Source organism: Actinoplanes sp. NPDC051470 (assembly GCF_040682035.1).
In the GTDB taxonomy this organism is placed as follows: Bacteria; Actinomycetota; Actinomycetes; order Mycobacteriales; family Micromonosporaceae; genus Actinoplanes.
The window spans coordinates 16215-39358 of sequence record NZ_JBFBAA010000006.1 but is presented as its reverse complement, the minus strand read 5'-3'; the positions used below and the strand labels follow the sequence as shown (position 1 = coordinate 39358).

The following is a 23144-nucleotide window of genomic DNA, read 5'->3' as shown; positions in this document are numbered from 1 at the left end:
GCAGGTGGAACGAGTCATCACCCCGCGTCGAGCGCGAGCCGCAGCGAGCGCATCGCGTAGTGGGCGCGGGACTTGACCGTGCCGACCGGGACGCCGAGCCGCTCGGCCACCTCGTCGAGGCCGATGCCGCGCACGTACACCTCGGTCAGCACGGTGCGGTGGGTGGGCGTCAGCGCCCGGAAGGCCCGGCCGATCGCCTCGGCCGCGTCCGCGGTCTCGATCGAGTCGACGCGGTCCGGCACCCAGGTCAGGTCGATCAGTCCGATCTCGACCGGCCGGGTCTGCCGCCGCCGGACCGTGTCGATGGCGATCCGGCGGGCGACGGTGAACAGCCAGCGGCGGGCGTCGTCCCGCTCGGCGGGCAACGAGTCGAGGTGGCGCCAGGCCCGCAGCATCGTCTCTTGCAGCATGTCCTCCGCGGCCGGCCGCTCGCCCCGGTTGAGGCGCAGCAGGAACCGGAGCAGGGCCGGCGCGTGCTCGTCGTGCAGGGCGGTCATCCGCGCCTCCGCGTCGAGCCGACCGTCACACGCTGTGATTGTCATCCGATACCTCAGGTTGGCCCGGCCCCTGAGTGGACCGGCTGAGGATGAGTCAAATGCCCCGCTGTGGCGATCGAGTGGAGGAACTGTGGGCTCAGCCCTGGGGCCGCGCCTCGATCGCCTGCAGTGACCAGCTGTTGCCGTCCGGGTCACGGAAGTACACGAAGGTCCCCCACGGCTGCTGGTCGACGTCGCCGGCCTCGACCCCGGCGTCCAGCAGGTGCTGCCGCGCCTCGTGGGCGTCCGGCACCACGATCTGGATCTCCTGGCTGCCCGGCGTCTTCTCGGTGATGCCGTCGCCGAGCACGATCGAGCAGGCCGACCCGGGCGGCATGAGCTGGACGAACCGCAGCCCGTCGTGCACCTTGTGGTCGTGGTCCGCGGTGAACCCGATCTTCTCGTAGAACGCCTTGGCCCGGTCGACGTCGGTGACCGGCACGGGGATGAGTTCGATCTTCCAGGTCGCTGTCATACGCCCATCCTGGCGGTCATTGCGGCCAGTTTCCGTCCGGTTGACGACTTTCTCGTCATCGATGCAACCCGGGACGCCGAGCACTTCCTCTAGCTCTCGACGAGAGGAGACCGGCGCGTGGATGCCGAGTCAGAAGAGGGGTTCCGGCAGTTTGCCCGGGCCCGGTTCCAGCCGCTGCGGGCGCTCGCCTATGTGACCTGCGGTGACTGGCAGACCGCCGAGGACGCGGTGTCCGGGGCGCTGTCCCGGCTCTACCTCAAGTGGGACCGGGTGACCTCGCCCGAGGCGTACGCCCGGACCGCGGTGGTCCGGGCGGCGATCGGCGAGAAACGGCGCCCCTGGCACCGGGAACACGCGGTCGGCGAGGCGTTCCCGGACGTGCCGGCCCCGGACCGGTCCGGCGACGTCGACGAACGGCTGCGGATGCGCGCCGCCCTGCGCCGCGTGCCGCCCCGCCAGCGGGCCGCCCTGGTCCTGAGGTTCCTGGAGGGCCTGAGCATCGACGAGACGGCCGAGGTGCTCGGCTGCTCGCCGGGCACCGTCAAGAGCCAGACCAGCCGGGGCCTCGACACCCTGCGCGCCGTCCTGGCGACCGAGATCACCGAGAAGGGAGATGACCATGTCGTATCGCATCGAGGACGTGCTTGAGTCCGCGCAGGAAGGCGCCCCGGCGCCCCGGACCGACACCGACGCCATCATCGCGGGCGCGCGCCGGATCCAGGCCCGGCGCCGGTGGGCCGCCGTCGGTGGCGCGGGCGGCGCCGCCGTCGTGGCGGTCGCGGTGGTCGTCGGCCTCACGGGCGGCGTCCCACGCGCCTCGTCGCCGGGCACGCCCACGGCGGCCAGCCCCTCGGCCGCGCCCTCGAAGGCCGCCGAGCCGAAGACCTACACCCAGCCGAAGAAGCTCGAGTTCTCGATCGGCGAGTCGCGGACGGGCCGGTTCCACCTCGGCCCGGTCCGCTCGGTGAGCTACGGCTACCAGGAGGTCCCGGTGTACCGGGACGGCAACACGATGGAGACGGACGGCGTTCCGTACCCGTTCCCGGACGGCATGATCTTCCTGTACCGGCCGGGCGCCTACGACATCAAGCAGTTCGGCGTCCCCGAGCTCGAACGCGACAAGTTCGGCCCGCCGAAGGACATCACGATCAGTGGCCGGCCCGGCATCGAGCGCACGCTCTCCTACACGGTGCCCGACCTCACGGACATGAGGGCCAAGCTCCGGAACAACCCGCGGATGAAGCCGAACGACCCCAGCATCAAGACGCTGTCGCGCACCAAGACTGCCGTCGCCTGGAAGTACGACGGCGAGGCCTGGGCCACCTTCGTGCCGTGGACCACCCGCGAGGAGCTCAGCCGGGACGAGACGCTCAAGATCGTCGAGGCGCTGAACCCTCAGCAGGCCGTCGAGCCGATCCGGGCGCCGTACACGTTCGGCTGGTTGCCGGTCGGCTGGCGGCCGATCGCCGCGGAGCAGAACGCCGCCGGGACCAGCGAGTTCCTCTCCACGGTGAAACTCGACCGGAAGGTGCCGACCGGCGGGGAGCTGAGCCTCTCGTTCGACAACTACCCGTTCGGCGGGGAGCTGAGGATCTTCCACGGCAAGCCCAAGGACGGCAACGCGCCGGCCCAGGGCAAGAACGTGACGTGCACCGACGTCAACGGCTACTGCAGGATGACCATCGACAGCGAGCATTTCGCCGAGTTCCAGAAGGTCGGCCCGGGGCTGTCGATGGACGACGTCCGGCACATCCTGCGCGAGCTGACGTTCACCACGCTCGCCGATCAGAGCACCTGGAAGCCGCTGAGCTAACGTTTTGATCATGCATGACGTGGACTCCCGGGAATTCGCCAGCGACAACTACTCGGGAGTCCACCCGGACATCCTGGCCGCGATCGTCGCGGCCAACGGCGGCCATCAGGTCAGCTACGGCCGAGACGTCTACACCGAGCACCTGCAAGAGGTGTTCCGGTCACACTTCGGCGCCGACGCACGGGCCTACCCGGTGCTCAACGGCACCGGCGCCAACGTGGTCGCGCTCCAGGCCGCGGCCGACCGCTGGGCGTCGGTGATCTGCGCCGACACCGCGCACATCCACGTCGACGAGTGCGGCGCCCCCGAGAGGGTGGCCGGGCTCAAGCTGCTGACGGTGCCGGCCGTGCACGGCAAACTGACGATCGAGGCCATCCGGCGGGAGGCGCGCGGCTTCGACGACGAGCACCGCGCCCAGCCCCAGGTGGTGTCCCTGTCCCAGGCCACCGAGCTGGGCACGGTCTACACGCCGGACGAGGTGCGGGAGATCGCCGACTTCGCCCACGGCCTCGGCATGCGCCTGCACGTGGACGGGGCCCGGCTGGCCAACGCGGCGGCCCGGCTGGGCGTGTCGCTGCGGGCGCTGACCACCGACGCGGGCGTGGACATCGTGTCGTTCGGCGGCACCAAGAACGGGATGCTGCTGGGCGAGGCTGTGGTCGTACTCAACCCCGCTCTTGATCGTGGTCTGGACTACCTGCGCAAGTCGTCGATGCAGCTCGCGTCGAAGATGCGCTTCATCTCGGCGCAGTTCGTGGCGCTGCTGGAGGGCGACCTGTGGCTGCGCAACGCGACGCACGCCAACACGATGGCCACCCTGCTGCACGATCGGGTGCGTGGGCTGCCCGGCCTCGAGGTGAGCCATCCGGTCGAGGCCAACGCGATGTTCGTGTCGCTGCCGGCCGAGGTGCTGGCCGGCCTGCACCGCAAGTTCGCATTCTACGACTGGGACGCGTCGGCCGGCGAGGCCCGCTGGATGACCTCGTTCGACACCCGGCCCGAGGACATCGACCGGATCGCCGAACTGGTTGCGGCCGCAACTCGGTGAACCAGGGGATCCACCGCCGTCGTTGAAGGCATGATTCTGGTTCATGGATTCGGACACGCCAGCTGGTGCTGGAGCCCGGTGACGGAACGACTGGCCGGGCGGGGCGTCGCCTCGGTGGCGGTCGACCTCGACGGGCACGGCCTCAAGAGCACCATGCCGGCCACCTCGGTGACCGCCAGCTCGGCGGCGGCGACGCTGGTCGAGCAGATCCGCCGGATCGGGCAGGGTGAGCCGGCCGTGGTCGTCGCGCACAGCATGGGCGGCATCGTCGCGACCGCGGCCGCCGAACTGGAGCCCGCACTGTTCGCGCGGATCGTCTACGTGGCGGCGTTCGCGCCGGCGGCCGGCCGATCGGCCTTCGCCTACCTGGGCGAGCCGGAGTTCGCCGGCTCGCTGGTCGCCGGCCTGCTGACCGGCGACCCGGCGCAGACCGGCCGGTTGGAGATCGACCTGACCAACCGGCCGGCGATCCGGGAGGCGTTCTACGGCGACGTCGACCCGCAGACCGCGGACGCGGCCATCGACCTGCTCTCCCCCGGTGCCCCGATCGGCATCCCGGCCGAGGCCTTCCCGGTCACCCGGGACCGCTACGGCCGGGTCCCGCACAGCTTCGTGACCTGCGCCAAGGACAACGCCGTCCCGGTCGCGGCGCAGCGCCGCTTCATCGGCGAGATCGACGCGATCGCGACGGCGCCGACCAGGGTCGCCGAGCTGGACACGGCCCATTCGCCGTTCCTGTCCCGGCCCGACGACCTGGTCGGCGCCATCCTCGATCTCTGCTAGGCGTGGTGCGTCAGCTCGGTTCGATCCAGATGTTGCGGTAGCGGACGTTGGCGCCGGCGTCGCCGTGGTCCTGGAGGCGGATGGGCAGGGCGGTCGGGCCCTCGGCGGCGCCGGCGCCGGTCGGACCGTCGATCTCGACGTTGTTGTGCACGGTGACGCCGTTCCACACGACGGTGGCGCGGGCGTTCTCGGTCTTGGTGGACCCGTTGTAGCGGGCCGCCCGGAACGTCACGTCGTAGCTCTGCCAGGTCTCCGGCGCGGTGCCGGCGTTCGAGGACGGCGCCCGTTTCTGATAGATCGCCGCGCTGTCGTCGTTGGCCAGGGCCGCCTTGCCGAACGTGTCGAGCACCTGGAGTTCGTAGCGGTCCTGCAGGTAGACACCGCTGTTGGCGCGTTGCTGGCCGGTCACGTCGCTGGGCAGGTTGGGCAGCCAGAACTCGACGTGCAGCTTGAAGTCGCGGTACGTCTGCTTGGTGCGGATGTCCCCGCCGAGCACCTCGGCCGAGCCGCCGGAGATCGGCCAGGTGACCGCGCTGCCGTCGGCGTTCTGGAAGGCGCCCAGGTTCCCGCCGTCGAACAGGGTGACCCGGCTGGTCCCGTTGTGCGTCCAGCGCTGCTGGGCCACGTCGGCCCAGCCGTAGATCTGCAGCTGGGCACCGTCTGCGGTGGACCCGCCGGCCACGTCGAGCACCTTGCCCGACTGCGGGTTGAGCAACGAGCCGTTGGCCTGCTGGAGCCACACCTGGGCGGCGCTGTTGTTACAGGTGTAGAGCTGCACCTTGGTGCCGTCGGCGGTGCCGCTGTTGTCGATGTCCAGGCACTTGCCGAGCGCCCGGAGCGTGTCGCCGTCCCGGGTCCAGCTCTGCGCCGTCGAGTTGTTGCAGGTATAGAGCTGGATCTTGGTCTTGTCGGCGGTCTTCGCGCCGTCCACGTCGACGCACTTCCCGCCGATCCCGGTCAGGGTCCCGGTCTTCGGCGTGGCCGCGGCGGTGGTGCCGCCGACAGTCAGGCTGTCCAGGTTGACGTGCCCGACGTCGCCACTGTCCACCTTGAAGGCGATCGTGTTGCCGCCGGCCCGCAGGGTGACCGACTCGGCCTTGGCCGCCCAGGTGTCCCAGTTGCCGGTGTCGGCCAGGCTGATCTGCCGCAGCTTGGTCCCGTTGACGTACAGGCTGATCGTCTTGGCCCCCGGCGAGGGGTTCGGGCCGTTGCTGAACCGCAGCGAGATCGGGTACGCGCCGGCCGCCGGCACGTTCGCCGTGAAGGTCGCGGCCGCGCCGGCCGAGCCGAGGCCGGCCACGAAGCCCGAGCCGGTGTACCCGGTGTGGTCGGAGGCGACGCCCGCGCTGCCACTGAGCCCGGAGTTCTCCGCCTCGGCCAGGTCGGTCTTCAGGGTGGTGCCGTTGGCCAGGCTGTTCAGCGTGTACCAGGCCTCGGTGCTCCACAGCGACGCGCCGGAGGTCGAGGTGAACGGCCGCGGCGAGCGGACGTGCACGACCCGGCCCGGCTTGAGCCCGCTCAGTTTCAGCGTCACCTTGAGCCGGTCACTCGACAGCGTGGCCGAGGCGACCGGCAGGTTCTCCTCGTCGACCTTCGGGCCGCCGTAGGCCGGGGTGGAGACGTACCGCCACTGCTCGGCGCGGTAGCGGGCGGCCAGCTGGGTGGCGGTCGCCTCGGACACCGGCTGGGTGTACTCCAGCTCGAAACCGTCGGCGATCGCCCGCATGGCCTTGATGTCGAAGACGCTGGTGCTGTTCGGCGTCAGCTTCTGCAGGCCGTACGTCAGCTTGCCCTCCTGGCCCCAGTTGCCGCCGGCGCCGAGCCCGCCCACGTAGAGCGCGCCGTCCGGGCCTTGGCTGAGCCGCAGCACGCCCACCTCCAGGCCCTGGGTCAGCCGGAAGACCGCGCCCTGGTACTGGCCGTTGACCTTCTCCAGGTACGCGCGCTGGATACCGCCGTACGTGACGTCGCCGAAGAGCATCTGCCCCGAGTACGGCCCGGAGTTGAGCATCAGCGGGGTGCTCGGCGAGTTGGCGATCTCGTTCTGCGGCAGCCACAGCACCGGCTGGGCGACGGGCTGGTTGTCGAACGGGCCGTCCGGGTTGGTGTAGTGGCCGAAGAACCGGTCCTGCTTGATCTGCACCAGCTTGCTCGCCGGGAGCCAGCCGCCCTGGTTGTCGGTGACGAAGATGTCGCCCTCGGGACCCCAGCCGATGCCGTCCGGGGTGCGCAGGCCGCCGGCGACGTACTGCACCGCGCCGGTCGACCGGTTGATCTTCAGGGTGGTGCCGCGGTTGGCCGACCCCTGCGGCTCGGTGGTCGCGCCACCCAGGTTGATCGAGACCGACAGGTTCAGGTAGAAGAACCCGTCCTGGTAGAGCAGGCCGAACGCGAACTCGTGGAAGTTGCCGTCGAACGGCCAGGTGGCGACCCGGCGGAACTGGTCGATCGTGCCGTCGCCGTTGGTGTCGTTCAGCTCGGTCAGCTCGTGCTTCTGCGAGACGTAGATCTTCCCGTCGACGATCTTCAGGCCCATCGGCTCGCGCAGCCCGGTGGCGATCCGGCGGTACGTGACCTGGCTCGGCGAGGTGCTCCCGGTGACGCCGCTGAGGATGTAGACCTCACCGACGGTGGTCTCCTGGCCGCCCCAGGTGGCGATCGCGAGCCGCCCGTCCGGGAACCAGTCCATGGCGCTGACCTGCGGCTGAAAACCGCTGGGACGCAGGTTGGTGAGGGTGAAGCCGGGGTGCACCGAGGTCAGCGGCAGGCCGTCGCCCGGGCTGTCGGCGGCGCCCTCGCACTCCTTCTTGCCCGGCGCGGTCACCCGCACGACACCGGAGTCGGTGCTGAGGACGGTGTTCGGCACGACGGCGTACGCGCTCGCGCCCGGCGGCCGCCATTCCAGGGTGAGCTGCTGGCCGCCGTCCCGCTCGAAGAAGTCGATGCGCAGCGAGTGGTAGCCGGTCGTCAGGTTGGCGGCGCCCTCCACCGCGGTCGCGCCGTGCAGGCCGTCGTTGTTGATCACGAGGGCGTCGTCGATCCGCAGCCGCGAACCGTCGTCGCTGGTCAGCCGGAAGCCGTAGGTGCCGGCCGAGGTGATGTTGATGTTGCCGATCGCCTCGGCCTGGAACCGGTCCTCGAGGCCGAACTCGCCGGCCGTCGTCCAGTTGACCGTCGGCATCAGCTTGTCGATGTTCGGCGTCTGACCGGGCTTCAGCGTGCAGATCGCGTCACGCGCCGCCTGGAGGTCGTAGGTTCGCAGCGTGACACCGGGTTCCTGAGGTGGAACGGCGGCGTGGGCCGGCAGGGCGGGAAGTAGGGCTGCGGCAACGGCCGCCACGGACAGCAGCACCAGTCTCTTCATGGGCGCTCCAGACATCGCGCGAATCGACTTATGTCGATGTCCCGAGACGCTAGGCCGCTTTGGAAACAAAGTAAACAACTTTTCGGTCGGAGATCGAAACTTCGGTATGCTCCGGACGAAAGTTAACCGGCTTTCCTAACGGCGCGGCCGGGCCTGAGGAGTTCCGGCGGTCAGCCCGCCTTCCACTGGGTCGTCAGGTCGGGGGCGATCGTTTGGGCCGCGCCCAGCAGCAGGGCCAGCTGGAAACGGTTCTCGACGCCCAGCCGGTCCATCAGCCCGCGCATCGCGTAGAGCACCGTCCGCCGGCTCAGACCCAGCTCGGCGGCCGCCTCCTCGTCGCTGGCGCCGCCCGCGAGCAGGGTCAGGATGCCCCGCTCGCGTTCGGTCAGCACACTCGGTGGGCCACTGTCGGGCACCGGCGCCACGGCCGGGCGTACCGCCATCGCCACCGGGACGCGGCGGTCGCGCACCAGCGCGTTCACCTCGGCCACGGCGCGGGCCCGCCACAGCGTCCGGCCGCCGGCCCGGCCCAGCCGGCGGACCGCGTCGAGCGCGACCAGCTCGTCCAGCCCCCGGCCGACCCGGGTCGCCTCGACACCCAGCTCACGGCCGAGCCGGGCGCTGCTCGCCGGGCCGACCAGGACCAGCGTTCGATAGATCACTTCCGCCAGCGGGGTCAGACCCCAGCGCCCCACCGGCGCGGCCAACGCTTCAGTTGTCATGTGACCGTTCCCCCGTGCGCGCCCACGGACAGTGCCGTGGGCGCTACCGATCGATCCGGGTCGATTATGGACTGAGCGGGATCAGACGCGCCAGACGATCACCGGCGCGGTTTCGGAAGGGAATGCCCGACCAGGCGCGGCACGGAGCCGGTCGACCTGGCGGCGCCGGTGGGCACCTGCCGGGTGTACACCCTGGTGACCTCGTTCTGGTTGCGGAAGGCCACCATCCAGGACTGGCCGGCCGATCCGGTGTACTCGGCCAGTGTCGGATCGGTGACCGAGGGGTCGGAGACGTCGGGATTCAGCCGCTCCCAGGTGCCCCAGGTGTCCGATCCGGCCTCGGCCTCGAAGATCCGGTAGATCTCGTTGTCCTCGCCCCGGGCCACCACGGCCACCCGGCCGGACGGATCAAGCACCGCGACCGGCGTACCCACCGCGGTGAAGCCGGAACCCACGGCGCTCTCCGGTGTGGTGAAGCGCCCGTCCGCGTCGGTCTGGCGGGTGACGATCTCACCGGTCCGCGTCCGGCCGAAGACCCGGAGCGCCTGGCCCGGCATCACGACCACGGCCGGCGTCGCGTCCACCGCCGCGAAGACCGTGCTCGGCGCCTGCAGACGGCCGTCGACGTACCGGCTCAGCTCGACCCCGGCGCCGGTCCGCCGGGAGAACACGGTCGCCGTACGGTCGGCGCCGGCCACCGCGGTGACCTCCGGGTCGAGGCCGGAGATATCGCCGTCCCGCCAGGCCAGCAGGTCGCCGGACGAACCGTCCTGCGGACGGAGCCACAGGTGGCCGTCCACGTCGACGGCCAGCGCGAGCAGGCTGCCGTCGGAGAGCCGGACCGCGGCCGGACGCGAGGCCATCCGCCCGCCCAGGCTCTGTCCGGCCTGCCAGGAGGTGCTCGGCGCGGCGGCGCGGGTGAACGACCACACCTCGCCGGTGGTGCTCAGCGCCAGCGCCTGCAGGACGGACTGGCCGTTGGGCAGGAGCGCCGTCCGGCCGGTGAGGGCCGCGCCGCTGCTCACGGTCGAGAACTGCACCGTGGTGAAGCTGTCCGGGTTGGGCTGGTAGGCGTGCCGCAGCCGGCCGATGTTGTCGTTGTAGAGGTACTCGATCGGGCCGAGCGCGGTGCCGCTGGCCTGACCCTGCACCACCGACAGCGGCGCCGACCGCTGGATCGGGACCGACGTCAGCGGGGGGACGTGCCGATCGGTCAGGGAGCAGCTGCTGGTCGTCGCGATCACGGTGGTGAAGTTCCAGCCGGTGCCGATCCGCGTACCGCCGATCGGCCAGCTGAGCGTGTCCTCGCGGAAGCGGTAGTGGTTCAGGTCGCCGTTCGTCTTGCGGCCGAGCAGCACGTCGCCGCCCACCGAGAAGACATCCTGGGGAAAGATGCCCCAGCCGTCGCCGACCAGCCGGTTCCGGAGCCCCACCCAACGCTGGCTGGTCGACTCGTAGCGGCTCCGGAACAGGTCGCCGTCCGGCTCCCGGCCGAACAGCACACCCGGGCCGGCGGCCACGATCAGGTTGTAGCGGTTCCAGCCGGTGTCGATCACCCGGCCGTTGATCGGCCAGGTCTTGGTGGCCTCGTCGAACCGCCACTGGCGCAGCTTGCCGGCGCCGTCGACGCCGTAGAAGTCGCCGATCTCGTCCACCGTGATCTTGTTGCGGTTGGCCGGGTTGGCGTAGTCGGCCAGGTTGGTGCCCATCGCGACGCTCTCACTGCCGTCGACGATCTCCCAGGCCGTCCCGGTGTAGCGGTAGCGGAAGGCGCCGCTCGAGTTGATGCCGTAGATCCGGCCGTCGGGGCCGCCGAGCACCCGGTTGAAGCCGTTCCAGCCGATCCCGATGTTGATGCTGGTCGTACCCTGCGCCTGATCGGTGCCCGGCTTGTTGTAGACGTGCTTGTACAACTTGCCGTCCGCGGCCACCCCGAACAGCGTGGTCTGCGGCGCGCATTGGAAGGTGTCGGCGGCCTGCGCCGGGCTCACGGCCACGGCCACACCCACCGGCACGACGGCGGCGGCCGCGAGCACGGCCCCGCCCAGTCGTCGCCGAGTAGTCCTCATCATCGTCGATCTCCCCCGTGAACGTCTGATTGCCGCCCGTGGGACACGGCCGGACAAAGATCCTGATCAGACGGCACACACACGGGCGGCGATGCGGAACCGGTGAGCTGAAACTAGTCAGCGCTCCACACCGGAATCAACGACCTTGCGCAACTGCGCAACGACGCCGCTACCGAACGGGTTCCAGGATGACGTGCTTGACGTCCTCGTCGGGTTCGTCGATGGCCGGGGAGTACAGGCTCATCCCCAGTCCGCCGAACTTCAGCGACTCCGATTCGAACTCGTCCGGCCGGAAACCAGCATCCGCCATCTCTCGCAACACGTCGCCGAGAGGCCGGCCGACCAAGGAGATCCCGTTCCACACCACGTCGAACGAGTCGGACATGTCTATCGACACCAACCTGTCCTCCGCGTCGTACATCAGAACGAGGGTCATGTCGTAGTACGAGTCCAGGACGCCGCCACCGAATCGTTCGAACGGGACGTGATCACCCAGCCGCTCACGATGGACAGCACGTGGTTCGCCGAAGCGCGCCTCACGAATACCCTCGGCGGTGATCACCTCGAAGGGCTCACTCCTGCTGTACACAATTCACCCCGGTCAATCGGTGATCAGCCGAACGTGCCCCCATCTAGGGTCCCCAGCATCTCGAGAATCGCCCCGTCGTACTTCGTTCCGAACCTGCTTCTGACATCGTTGATGTCGTTCCACATCGCGCCCGCCACATCGCCTCGGGCGATGAAGTCCCGCTGCATCTCCCGGTAGGCCGCCTGGACCGAACCGGGCCCGCCGCTCGTACTGTACAACTGGGCATGATCCGCCCTGTCCATCTGGATCGCCGGACCGCGTGGGAACGAGAGACCGGGGCCGGTGGTCGAGTGCGGCGGCATGTGGTTGATCTCGATCCCGGGCGGATTGACCCGCCTGCCGTCGGACGTCGTCATCTTCAGATCACCGTGCCGGCCACCACGGTAGACGTGTCCGGGATCGGCCCGGGGCTGCCGGCTGGAGCAGGAACAGGCCTGCCCGTTGGCGTTGGTGCCACCGCCACAGTTGTGAACCAGGACCGGTTCCGTGCCGGCGAGCACGTAGTACGTATGCAGACCGTCGACGGTCAGGTTGTAGACGCGTTCGTACTGCGTCCGAGAACGCGTCGAGACAACCTCGGCGGAGCGGTGGTCCGCCGTTTCGAACCGGTAGCCCGATTGGAGATCCGCCGCGTTGACCCATCGGCCGACGCTCTCGACCCAGAACGGATGTCCCTCGGTAGCGGTCAGCTCGGCCGTCGACGAACCCTCGGCGGCGTCCACCTCGACCGTGACGTCGACCAGGTTCTTCGATCCCTCGCCGACGATGACGTCCGTGACCATCCGGTCCTCGGTGCGCCCGGTGGTCGGGTCGGTGGCTTTCACGGTGTCGCCGGCCTCGACCTCGGTGATCGGTTTCGCTTCTCCGTCGGCCAGAAGCACCGCGGTGTCGCCCGTGAAGCTGTTCCCTCCGCAGCTCTTGGCACGGCCACCGCTGACCGCGCCGAGGCCGGCGGCCAGGGCAACACCCCCGAGATCGACCCGACCGGTAGTGGCGTACTGCGTCACCGCGTCAGTCACGCCACCGGTCACCGCGCCGGCCGCCGCCCGGCCGATCGCTCCGACTCCCTTCGCCGCCAGCCCTCCGACGACCTTGGCGCCGATCGCGCCCGCGCCGGCACCGAGGAGGCCGGTGACCGCTCCGGTGCCTGCCGAGAAGGCGGCGTCCTTCCAGCTGTGAATGTTGCCCTGCGCGGCGTCCTTGGCCAGGTTGACCAGCGCGGCCGCGCCGACCATGCAGGCGAGCGCCCCGGCCCCGGCAGTGATCGCGGTGCAGGCCAGACCGGCCGCGATACCACCCACGATGGCCAGGCCCTCGATGATCAGGTTCTTGTGTTCGGCGACGAACTCGCCCACCGCCGCCGCGGCTTTCGACACCGTCTCGATGACCGCGCCGACCTTGGCCGCCGCCGCCTGGTAGAGGGTGGTGGCGAACTTCTTCGGGTCGGTGATCGCCGTGACCGCGACCGACACGACGCTCGCCGCCAGCTTGGCCGTCGTGGAGACGACCTTCCCGATGGTCTTCAACAGCGGTTTGGTGACCGCCGCCAGGACCGGCAGCGGCGTGTACTTGACCGCCTGGGCAACCGCCTTCTTCGCCGCGGCGGTGACCGCCTTGGCCGCGGCCTGGGCTCTGGCCGCGGCTGCGGCCGCGGTCTGTTTGGCCCAGTTGACGGCGCTCTTCACACCGTTCTTGACCGCGTTGACAACCGTCGACACGGCGCTGGCGGCCTTGTTGTACAACCACTCCGCACCGCGCATCAGCGCGCTGCCGAGGGCGCTGATCGCCGACGACGCGTAGTTCCAGGCCGTGCTGGCGACGCTCTTGACCGTGTTCCAGGCCGAGCTGGCGGCGTTGGAGACCGCACCGGCGGCCTTCTTGACCCAGTTGGGCCAGTGGCCGTCGGGGTCGTCGAAGTCCAGGGGCGCCCCCGCGCCGTAGGTGTACTTGTTGGCGAGGATCGAGTCGCCGCCGGTGTACATCGCGTTGTCCCGGGAGGTGAACGTGCCGGTGCCGGGTTGGTACCAGCGGGCGCCCATGTCCACCTGGCCGGTGGCCGGGTCGGTCCAGTCACCCTGGAAGCCGATGGCGCTGGTCCGCTGCTCGGTGGCGGTCCGTTCGCCCCACGGGCTGTAGGCGGTGGAGCCGGCCGGCTTGGTCGCGTTCGGGTCGGCGGGGTCGAGCTCGGCCACGATGTCGCCGTGCCCGTCGGCCAGGGTCAGCCGTTTGACCGTGCCGACCTGGGTGGCGACCAGGTCGTCGCCGGGGCCATGGGCATACTTCTCGTTGGCGTAGGCGACCGGGGAAGCGCTCGCGCCGGCATAGGTGAAGGCGATGCTGTTGCGGGCCGAGACACGGTCCAGGCCGTCATAGGTGTAGTTCTGCCCCTGCGACGAGATCAGCCGGTCGAAGGCGTCGAACGAGTACTGCTCGGACAATCCGGAGCTGGTCCTGGTCCTGAGGGTGCCACGAGCGGTGTAGGCGTAGGTGAAGTCTCCGTCCGACAGCAGCCGGTTGCGCTCGTCGTAGGTGGCGGTCTTGGCCCCGGCACGGATCCGGTTGCCGGAGTCGTCCCAGGCGTAGGGGACCCGCCCCGCCGACCCGGTCCAGGCGGTGAGGCGGCCCGCCCAGTCGTACTCGTAGGTATTGGTGCCGCTGCCCGCCGTGCCGGCCGTGGTCTTGCTGGTCACGTGGCCGTTGCGGTCGTATCCGTAGGCGACCGAGGCGACCACCGTGTTGCCGGTCTGACGCAGCGTGTCCGACGCGAGGTGGCCGTAGTCGTCGTAGGCGTAGGTGCGCACCCGACCGGCGCCGTAGTCGATCGTCTTGACCGCACCCGCCGCGTCGTACCCGAAGGTCTGGGTGGTCGAGGTCAGCCCGTCGGTGACCGTCTTGAGGCGGCCGCGGTCGTAGCCGAAGGTGGCCGTACCGGCGGCGTCGGTGCGGGTGGTGAGGTTCCCGTCCGCGTCATAGCCGAACGTCGCCGTGCCGGACGGCCCGGAGGAGCCGAGCAGCGCGCCGCGGTCGTTGTAGCTGAACGTGTCCGTGCCGGTTGGGGCGTTGACGCTGGCGAGCCGCCCGGCCAGGTCGTAGCCGAGGGTGCGGGTGCCGGTGGCCGCCTCGGCACCGGCGCCACTCTCGGTGCGCATTCGTCCGGCCGCGTCGTAGGTGCGGGTGCGGGTGACGTTGCCCGGGGCGGTGAGCGTGGTCGGGAGGCCGTCCCGGTCGTAGGCGACGGTCCAGGTGCGGTCGGCGGGCGTGGTGTGCGCGGCGGTGGCCGGCTCGACCACCGACTCCTTCCGGCCCAGGCTGTTGTACGTGTAGCGGGTGACGTTGCCGCGGCCGTCGGTGTATCGGGTGCGGTTGCCGGCAACGTCGTAGCCGAACGAGGTGGTGATGCTCTTGTCGGCGCTCACCGGCTCGATCTGGCTCGAGAGCTGGCCGGCTCCGTCGAACACGTAGGTCGTGGTGTGGTTGTCCGGGTCGGTCGACGTGGTCAGGTTGCCTCCGGCGTCGTAGCCGTAGGTCTGGGTGCGCAGGACCTCCTCGGTGCCCGGCTTCAAGTCACTCTCTGAGGTCTTGTCGCCGAACTGGTTGTAGACGGCCCGGGTGGCCCGACCCAAGGCGTCCACCTCGCGCACCTGGCGGCCGCGGTAGTCGTACCCGAACTGCTGAACCTCGCCGGTGGGCTCGGTCTTCTTGACGACCTGGCCGAGAGTGTCGAAATCGGCGCGCAGGACGGTGCCACCGGCCCCGGTGATCGAGCGTGCGTTGCCCGCGTCGTCGTAGGCGATTCTGCTGGTGAAGGCGCCGGGCTGCGGGTACCGCTCGATCTGGGTCGTGGTCACGGCCCGGTCGAGGTCGTCGTAGGTGGACTCGGCGCGCGCTCCGGTCGGCCCGGTGGTGGAAAGCAGCTGGCCGGTCCGGGTGTACGTCATCCGGGTCAGCCGTCGCTGTTCCTCGGTGTCCCCCGGCTCGTCCCGCACGACCAGCCGGTTCAGCTGGTCGTAGGTGAATCGGGTGGTGGATCCGCCAGGGGTGGTGACGGCGATGACGTTGCCCAGCGGGTCGTAGGAGGTCAGCGAGACCGGCGTGATCGTCTGGGACGCGCCGGGCGCCACATACGACGGCTGAACGGTTCGCACGGCCCGGCCGAGCTTGTCGTACTCGTTCCTGGTGACGTTGCCGAGCGGATCACGGTCGGTGGTCTGCCCGCCGAAGGTGTCGTAGCCGACGACCGCCACCGGGCGGACCGTGCTGGTCGTGCCGTCCGGGTTCTCCGCCGTGACCGCCGGCGCGGTGGTCCGCACCTGCCGGCCGGCCTCGTCGTAGTCGTAGTTGGTGACCAGGCCGCGCGGGTCGGTCTCGGTGAGTCGCAGGCCGCGCCGGTCATAGGTGTACGAGGTCACGCGCGTCTGCGTCCCTGCGGTGACCGTCTCCTTGAGCGCGTTGCCCGCGTCGTCGTAGTCGAAGGTGACCAGGTCGGTGGGCTGGGTCTCGAAGCCGGGGATGTTGGAGCCCCGGCCGGTCGAGCGGGCCGTCCGGGTGTTGCCGTTCTCGTCGTAGGTGAACGTGGTGGTCCGGGCGATCCCGCCCGGGTCCTGGACGGTGGTCAGCACCTTGCCGACCCGGTCCACCGTGTTCGTGGTGACCCGGGTGCCGTTGCCCTCGGCCTTCCTGGTCAGGTGGCCGGCGCCGTTGTAGGTGTTCTCCTCGATGACGTGCTCGCGGGTGGCGCCGGTCGCCGGGTCGCGGTAGTTGACCAGGGTGACCTTCTGGAGCAGGTCGTCGCCGTAGTAGCGGTACTCGAGGCGGCGGCCCATCGCGTCGGTGTCGCTGGCCAGGCGGCCGGCGAAGTCGTACGAGTACTTGTGCAGCACCAGGTAGTCGCCGGTGCCGGGACTCGGGGTGCCCTCGGGGTCGCTGCGCCAGGCGCGGAGCCGGACCTCGGCCTGCTTGTTGCGCGCGGTGTACGCGTAGTCGTACCGGTTGCCGCAGGCGTCCACCTCGGACACCTTGTTGCCGAACCGGTCGTACGCGTAGGTGGTCTCGCCGCCCTCGGGGTCGGTGACCAGCGTGGCGTGGCCGTGCTCGTCGTACTCGGTGGTGGTCACCCGGGCGGTGTCGCCGCCGAGCAGGTCACCGATGGTGACCTTGGTGACGTTGCCGTCCGCGTCGAACTCGTTGACCACCTGCTGCTGGTGCTTGACGCCGGTGACCGCGTCGGTGGTGACCGGCCGTGTCACCGACTTGATCTTGCTGTTCGTCTCGTAGGTGTACGTGCTGGTCAGCCCGGCCGGGAAGGTGTCCGTGGTCTCCTTCTCGGTGAGCCGGCGGCCGATCGGGTCGTAGGTGTACTCGGTGAACATCCCGGACGGCGTGGTCACCTTGGCCAGGTCGCCGTTCTGGAAGTACGAGTAGCGGGTCTGCTTGCCCCGCGCGTCCTTGGTGCTGGTGATCAGCCCGGGCGGGATCTGGCCGCCGCCGGCCGCCGGTTCGGTGCCGTTGGAGTAGTCGTGGTCGACCCGGCTGCCGTCGGGGTTGGTCTGGACGTCGGGCTGGCCGGTGAAGTCGTAGGTGTACGTGGTCAGGTAGGTGTCGTCGGTCTTGCTCGCCGACCGGCCGTCCCGGGTCTGGATCACCAGGTCGCCGCGCGGGTCGTACGGGTCGGCCGTGGCCGGGTAGACCGACCACGTGGTGAAGCAGTGGTCCTTGTCCTCCCGGCAGGTGGTGCGTGACTCGACGTTGCCGCGGGCGTCGTAGCCCATCGTCACCGTGTCGCCGTTCTCGTTGACGATGCGCTTCTGGTTGCCCTTCTCGTCGTACTCGAAGCTGCGCACCGACAGCCCGTCCAGCGTGTGCCGGACGAAGACCGGGCCGCCCGCGTCGCCCGGGATCACCGTGCAGAACGCCGGGTCCTGCGGGTCGGGCTGCGGGCAGGTGGTGGTGGGCGGCGGGTCCGGCGGGGTCTCGGTGGGCAGACCGGTGTCCTCGGGCCGGGTCTCCAGGCCGACCGGCAGGCCGGTACGCAGCAGGCGGCCGGCCAGCGCGTCGTACTCGAACAGCTGGGGCCGGTTGGCCGGGTCCAGCACCTGCACGCTGCGCCGCAGGTCGGAATCATTGCCGTAGACCAGCGGCGCGCCGATCTTCCAGGTGCCGCCGTTGTCGTCGGTGTACTCCTTGATCCGGTCGATCGCGACGTCGTAGGTGATCTCGGCGCCGATCCGGCCACTGGGCAGGGTGACCCGGGACATCTGCGACGCGGGCGTGGTGGCGGCCCGGTAGTGGGCCAGGACCGCGGCCGGGCCGAGCGGGTGGCTGTAGACCGCGACCTCGTCGATGCCGCCCTGGAAGTGCCGCTGGGCGTTGCCGCCCCAGCCCGTCCAGGTGGCCGGCGAGGTGGCGTAGGCGGCGCCGATCTGGTTGACGGTCAGGTCGGAGTGCTCGATCGCGGCGCCGGCCCGTTCGGCGACCTTCGCGCCGTCCAGGTAGAGCGTCTGGGTGCTGCCCATGACCGACAGGACCGCGTGGTGCCACCGGTCGTCCCAGACCGTGGCGGTGGAGGCGAGCGGCGCGGGCGTGCCGGTGCCGAACTGGCCGCGGAGCCGGCCGTCGGTGCCGGTGTAGAGCACCGGGACGCCGGCGCCGGAGGCCGTGCCCAGCGCCTTGTCCTGGTAGCCGATCAGCGGGCCGCCGGTCTGCGTCGGTCCGACCTTGAACCACACCTCGACGGCCGCGTCCCGGCTCTTCTTGACCGTGCCCTTGGGCAGCTCGACCGCTGAGTTCGTGCCGTTGAAGGTGGCCGCGGTGTCGGTCACCCCGGCGATCGCCCCGGCCGCCTTGACCGTGACGTTGCGGTACGTGCCGGCGTCCTTGCCCAGGTTGACCGCGATCGAGCTGGCCGCCGCGGTGGCCTCGCCGTCACCCAGCCGCCAGTAGCCCTCGGGCTTGCCGTCCAGGACCATGCTGCGGTAGTGCGAGCCGGCGGCGTAGTCGTACACCGTGCAGGCGGTCGCGCCGGCCGGTGGGCAGACCTTGGTGAGCAGATCCCCGGTGTACGTGTACGTCCAGGTCAGCGCGGCGCCGTCGACCTTGTCGGTGCTGACCGTGGCGACGTGGTTGCCGTTCCAGGTGAAGGTCAGCGCCCGGCCGGCCGTGCTGGTCTGGCTGTTCGACGCCTGGACCTTGGTGACCTTCCCGTTGGTGTAGGTCAGGTTCACCGACCGGCCGGCGATGTCGGTGATCTTGCTGAGCGGGCTGGGCACCCCGGCCGCGGCCAGCGCGAACCGGTACACCGCCCCGGACTTGTCCTGCAGCGTCCAGGCCGACGAGTCGACGCTGAGCTTGGCCGTCCGGCCGGGTGGCGCGGCGAAGGTGCCGTCCAGGTTGCGGCCGAAACGCACCGCCTGGCCGTCCGGATAGGTCACCACGACGTTCCCGGAGCCGTCGTCGTCCGGCACGATCTTCATGTCGTAGCGGGAGGACCAGCCGGCGCCGAACGCCGAGTCGGTGCGCGGGTCGAGGCTGTTGTACGTCCGGGTCAGGTTGAGTTCGGGGCCGGCGTTGGTGACGGCCGCGTCCAGGGCGGCGGTGCGGTAGTTGCCGACCTGGGCGTCGTACTCGGTGTCCTGGCTGGCGTAGGGCGCGTTGGCGATCCGCGAGGTGATGTCCGGCTGCGGCACCGCCGCCAGCAACGCCATGTCGGGCGAGGTGACCTCGTTGGCGCCGTCCTTGACGTACGCCCGCCAGACGTAGTTCTTGCTCCAGGCCAACCGGCCGGACGGCACCGGCCACGACGGTTTCGCCTGGTAGCCGGAGTTCTGGCAGTTGGTCGGGGCGCCGGTGTCGGGCTGGTCGCAGAGCTCGAACTTGTACTGCAGGACGCTGCCGGGCGGGGCGTCGGTGTCGATCGCCCGGGCCCACAGCAGCGGGGTCAGGGTCGGCGTCTGGTAGCCGTTGGGCGGGTAGACCTCGGCCACGACCGGCGGCACGTCGAAGACCTGGAGCACGATCCGGCCGGGTGGCACCTGGTGGTCGGTGAAGACGTCGCCGCCGGTCCGGACCATGGTGAAGTCGAGGAAGTAGTTGCCCGGCTCGATCGCCTTGATCGTGGCGTCGAGGGTGATCGACTCGCCGCGGGCCACCGTGCGGGGCAGGTTGGCCGACCGCTGCTGGGTGACCGCCGCGCCCGACTCGGTGTCGTACGCCCGGTAGGCCAGGTAGTAGTCCGACGGCGTCCACGCGTCGGCGCCCAGGTTGGTGACCGCGACCTGGACCTTGCCGTCCTGGTTGCGCAGCACCGCCGGCTCGGGCACCGGCTTCGGGATGGCGTAGGTGGCGTTGTACGGGGTGTGCGTCACGTACAGCTTCGGCGGGTTGGCGCCCGCCGCGCCGAACTTCTTCCAGGCCAGCGAGTCGGAGGTGCTCGCACGCAGGGTCAGGCCGTTGTCCGCCTGCTGGCCGTTGGCCCAGCGCTGGACCAGGGTGGAGCCGGCCACCCCGAGGTCGATCATCTCGGCCGCCATCGGGCACGACGACTGGGACTGGCCGGTGGGGATGTAGCCGTACGCGAACTGCTGGCTCGCGATCGACCCGCCGTACGACGGCCCCGGGTAGCTGAAACCGCCGCCGGCCGTCCAGGCCTGGGTCACCGGGTGCACGGTCAGCGGGCGGGCCCGGCAGGACGGCGCCTCGAAGTTGGTGACCACCAGCGCCGCGCCGAAGATCTGGTGGTTGCGCAGGTCGGACATCCCGCCGAACTTCACGTACGAGGCGGTGTTCTGCCCGTTCACCCGGCCCACCTCGAGGGCCTCCGGGTTGCCCACCGACGAGCTGGTCCGCACGGTCATCAGCTGGGTGGCGCCGGACTCCTTGACCGGCGGCCCGACCGTGGGGTCGACCAGCACCGGGAAGGTGCGGGCCGGGTCCCGCAACCACGCGGAGTCGACGGTGACCTTCAAGTCCTTACCGACTAGTTGGTAACTAACGGCCTCGGACCGGGCCGGTGTGGCGGCGGAGTCCACCATGAAGCCCGGCGGGATGACCGCGCGCGGCCGGCCGGTCGCGTCCGACAGGACCACCGACCGGCCCCGCATCGACGCGGTCAGCCCGGTCAGCCGCAGCGGGAACGTGAAGGTCGCCGGCGCCGAGGCCGACCGCAGCACCAGGGTCTCCTTGAGGGTGCCGGGCCGCGACTCCAGCCGCAGGTCGACGCCCGGCCGGACGCCGGGATAGACAACCGCGTCCCCCTGGGTACGCCCGGCGACCGCGCCCGCCCCGGCCAGCCCGTAGGCGAGCCCGTGGCCGGCGTCGAAGGTCATCCGCACCAGGTCGGCCGCGTCGGCCCGGGCCGCCAGCCGCAGGTCGACGCTGTCCGAGGTGTTCCGCCAGCCGCCGCCGGCCTGCCCGGCCAGGTCGCTGTCGATCGGCGCCCAGGTGCCGTCCGGGCGCTGGTAGTTGGTCGGCTCGGCGGAGAACTCGGTGGTCTGGCTGCCGTCGGTGTTCTGGTAGACGCGCTGGTCGGCGCCGCGCAGCGAGGGGAGCTCACGGCTGGTCGCCCGGTCGAACCCGGTCCGCTTCCCGGCCGGCGCCTTGGCCACCTTGGCCTTGTTGCGCGGCCCGGCCGGCTTCTGCGGCAGTGTCTTCTGTGGATACCGGCCGCGCTCCGACGGCGGCACCACGCGGTTGCCGCCCCTGCCCGCCGCCCGGTTCTTCCCGGCCGCCGTGCCCCACTGCTGGCCCGGGCCCTTGGCCGCGGCGACCCGCTTCTCCCGCTCCTTGGCCGGGGGCGGATCACCGGCCTGGCATCCGGCGGAGAGCGCCATCGTGATCGCGACGAAGATCGCGATCGAGCCCTTCCACGGGCGGTCGCTGCGCGCCATCCGATCCTCCCCCAGGTCGGCTGCGGTGGCGCGACGCTATCCAGGGCGGCCGATGCGAATCAACGAACCTGCACATAAGCGCAACCCGGTGCGCGTGTGCCTTCGGGGTGATCCGGGTACATCAAGGGTCATGACTACCAGCCCTGCCACCGTCCAGGGCCGGTACCACCTCGGTCGCGAGCTGGGCGCCGGCGGCATGGGCCGGGTGTGGCTGGCCCGGGACGACAAGCTCGACCGCGAGGTCGCGATCAAGGAGATCCTGCTGCCCGGCGAGCTGGTCGAGGCCGACCGGGAGGCGCTGAGCCGGCACATGCTGCTCGAGGCGCGGGCCAGCGCCCGGCTGGCCCACCCCAACGTGGTGCGGGTCTACGACGCGTTCGAGCAGGACGGCCGGGCCTGGATCGTGATGGAGTACGTGCCGTCCCGCTCGTTGCAGCAGGTGCTCGACACCGACGGGCCGCTGACGCCGGAGCAGGCCGCGCGGGTCGGCCAGGCGGTGCTCGCGGCGCTGGTCTCGGCCCATCGGGCGGGTGTCCGGCACCGCGACGTCAAGCCGGCGAACGTGCTGCTCGGCGACGACGGCCGGGTGGTGCTCACCGACTTCGGGGTGGCCGCGGTCGACGGTGAGAGCGTCGTGACCAGTTCCGGCCTGGTCGTCGGGTCGCCGCAGTACATGGCGCCCGAGCGGGTCAAGGACGGCGAGGGGCACGAGGCGGGTGACCTGTGGTCGCTCGGCGCCACGCTGTACGCCGCGGTCGAGGGCCGTCCGCCGTACCGCCGGGGCTCGGTCATGGAGACCGTCACCGCGATCGCCGCCGAGGAGCCGGAGCCACCCACCCAGGCCGGGCCGCTCCTGCACACGCTGGCCGGGCTGCTCCGCAAGGACCCGGCCGAGCGGATCGACAGCGCCGAGGCGGCCCGCCGGCTGCGCGAGGCCGCCGCCCCGCCGGCCACACCCCGCCGGGGCTGGATCTGGATCGCCGCGGCGTCGGTCGTGCTGCTGCTCCTGGCCGGCACGGTGGTCTGGGTCGTCTCGCGGCCCGATGAGCCTCGCCGGCCCTCGTCCCCGGTCGCCGCGCCCTCGGCGCCTCCTTCGGCGGCTCCCTCGGCCGAGCCCTCCGCCGTGCCGTCGTCGCCGCCCGCGTCATCGGCCGCCGAGCCGCCCGCGTCGGCCCCGGCGGCGAGCACCCCGCCGACGACGACCATCGCGGCGGCTCCGCCGGCGGGCTGGCGCCGGTACACCGACCCGACCGGCTTCTCGCTGTTCGTGCCCGAGGGCTGGACCCGGTCCAAGGAGGGCACGATCGTCTACTTCCGCTCGAAGGGGCGGGTGCTGGGCATCGACCAGACCAGCACGCCGCAGCCCGACCCGGTGGCCGACTGGCGCGGCAAGGCCGACTACCGGCGCGGCCGGGGCGACTTCCCCGGCTACCGGGAGATCCGGATCAAGGAGGTCGACTACTGGCAGAAGGCAGCCGACTGGGAGTTCACCTTCACCCGCTCGGGCGTCCGCCAGCACGTCAACAACCGTGGCTTCATCACGTCCAGGAAGCAGGCGTACGGCATTTGGTGGCAGACCTCGGACAGCGCCTGGGCCGGCGCCGAGGACGAGCTCGACCTGGTCTTCAAGAGCTTCCGTCCCAAGGCCTGACCCAGCAGCTGGGCACCCGGGTGCTGGTCCGGCTGAGCGGCGAGCGCTCCCTCGAACCGCGCCGCCGGCCCGGAACGCCCTGCTGAAGAGCCTGGTCGTCGTCCGCTCCGCCGCCGGCGCTCTGGCGGCCCCGTTCGAACACCAGCTCCCGATGCCCGGGGTGACTTGACGGGTGCGATCATGAAGGGCCAGGATTCCGGCTCGACGCCAGGG

The 23144-nt window shown here is 70.8% G+C and carries 12 protein-coding genes; 5 read left to right on the top strand and 7 right to left on the bottom strand.

Annotated features, from left to right (window positions below; all coding sequences use genetic code 11):
• Positions 1 to 17 precede the first annotated feature (17 nt).
• Complete coding sequence (locus tag AB0M54_RS13115; protein WP_364317591.1) at positions 18 to 542, bottom strand: sigma-70 family RNA polymerase sigma factor; 525 nt, start codon at positions 540 to 542, stop codon at positions 18 to 20.
• Positions 543 to 633: 91 nt separating this feature from the next.
• Entirely contained in the window at positions 634 to 1011 is a 378-nt protein-coding gene (locus tag AB0M54_RS13110; protein WP_364470876.1) for a VOC family protein, read from the bottom strand.
• 117 nt (positions 1012 to 1128) lie between these two features.
• On the opposite strand from AB0M54_RS13110, the gene AB0M54_RS13105 reads away from it, so the two are divergent.
• From AB0M54_RS13105 to AB0M54_RS13090, 4 genes are read left to right on the top strand one after another with little or no spacing between them, the layout of a single operon-like run.
• Positions 1129 to 1659 (top strand): SigE family RNA polymerase sigma factor, encoded by a 531-nt coding sequence (locus AB0M54_RS13105; protein ID WP_364317594.1) that lies wholly within the window; start codon positions 1129 to 1131, stop codon positions 1657 to 1659.
• Positions 1631 to 2824 carry a hypothetical protein gene (locus tag AB0M54_RS13100; protein WP_364470874.1) on the top strand — a complete coding sequence of 398 codons (1194 nt, stop codon included), beginning with the start codon at positions 1631 to 1633 and terminating at the stop codon, positions 2822 to 2824. The genes AB0M54_RS13105 and AB0M54_RS13100 overlap by 29 nt, the downstream gene beginning before the upstream one ends.
• 10 nt (positions 2825 to 2834) lie before the next feature.
• A complete protein-coding gene (locus AB0M54_RS13095; protein ID WP_364470872.1) occupies positions 2835 to 3872 on the top strand; it encodes a beta-eliminating lyase-related protein in 1038 nt (345 codons plus the stop codon).
• A gap of 30 nt (positions 3873 to 3902) precedes the next feature.
• Positions 3903 to 4655, top strand: coding sequence for an alpha/beta fold hydrolase (locus tag AB0M54_RS13090; RefSeq protein ID WP_364470870.1), 753 nt, complete (start codon positions 3903 to 3905; stop codon positions 4653 to 4655).
• Positions 4656 to 4665: 10 nt separating this feature from the next.
• On the opposite strand, the gene AB0M54_RS13085 is transcribed toward AB0M54_RS13090, so the two are convergent.
• The 5 genes from AB0M54_RS13085 to AB0M54_RS13065 form a co-directional block, all read right to left on the bottom strand.
• Positions 4666 to 8019, bottom strand: a complete 3354-nt coding sequence (locus AB0M54_RS13085; protein ID WP_364470868.1) for a family 16 glycoside hydrolase — start codon at positions 8017 to 8019, stop codon at positions 4666 to 4668.
• Positions 8020 to 8189: 170 nt separating this feature from the next.
• Entirely contained in the window at positions 8190 to 8741 is a 552-nt protein-coding gene (locus tag AB0M54_RS13080; RefSeq protein ID WP_364470866.1) for a helix-turn-helix transcriptional regulator, read from the bottom strand.
• Between the two features lie 98 nt (positions 8742 to 8839).
• Positions 8840 to 10813 carry a tachylectin-related carbohydrate-binding protein gene (locus AB0M54_RS13075; protein ID WP_364470864.1) on the bottom strand — a complete coding sequence of 658 codons (1974 nt, stop codon included), beginning with the start codon at positions 10811 to 10813 and terminating at the stop codon, positions 8840 to 8842.
• A gap of 166 nt (positions 10814 to 10979) precedes the next feature.
• Positions 10980 to 11399, bottom strand: coding sequence for a hypothetical protein (locus tag AB0M54_RS13070; RefSeq protein ID WP_364317605.1), 420 nt, complete (start codon positions 11397 to 11399; stop codon positions 10980 to 10982).
• Positions 11400 to 11422: 23 nt separating this feature from the next.
• The gene (locus AB0M54_RS13065) at positions 11423 to 21280 is read right to left on the bottom strand and encodes a polymorphic toxin-type HINT domain-containing protein (RefSeq protein WP_364470862.1); all 9858 of its coding nucleotides are present in this window, start codon (positions 21278 to 21280) and stop codon (positions 11423 to 11425) included.
• Positions 21281 to 21410: 130 nt separating this feature from the next.
• Here AB0M54_RS13065 and AB0M54_RS13060 point away from each other — a divergent pair, with 130 nt between their 5' ends.
• Complete coding sequence (locus tag AB0M54_RS13060; RefSeq protein ID WP_364470860.1) at positions 21411 to 22931, top strand: serine/threonine-protein kinase; 1521 nt, start codon at positions 21411 to 21413, stop codon at positions 22929 to 22931.
• Positions 22932 to 23144 lie beyond the last annotated feature (213 nt).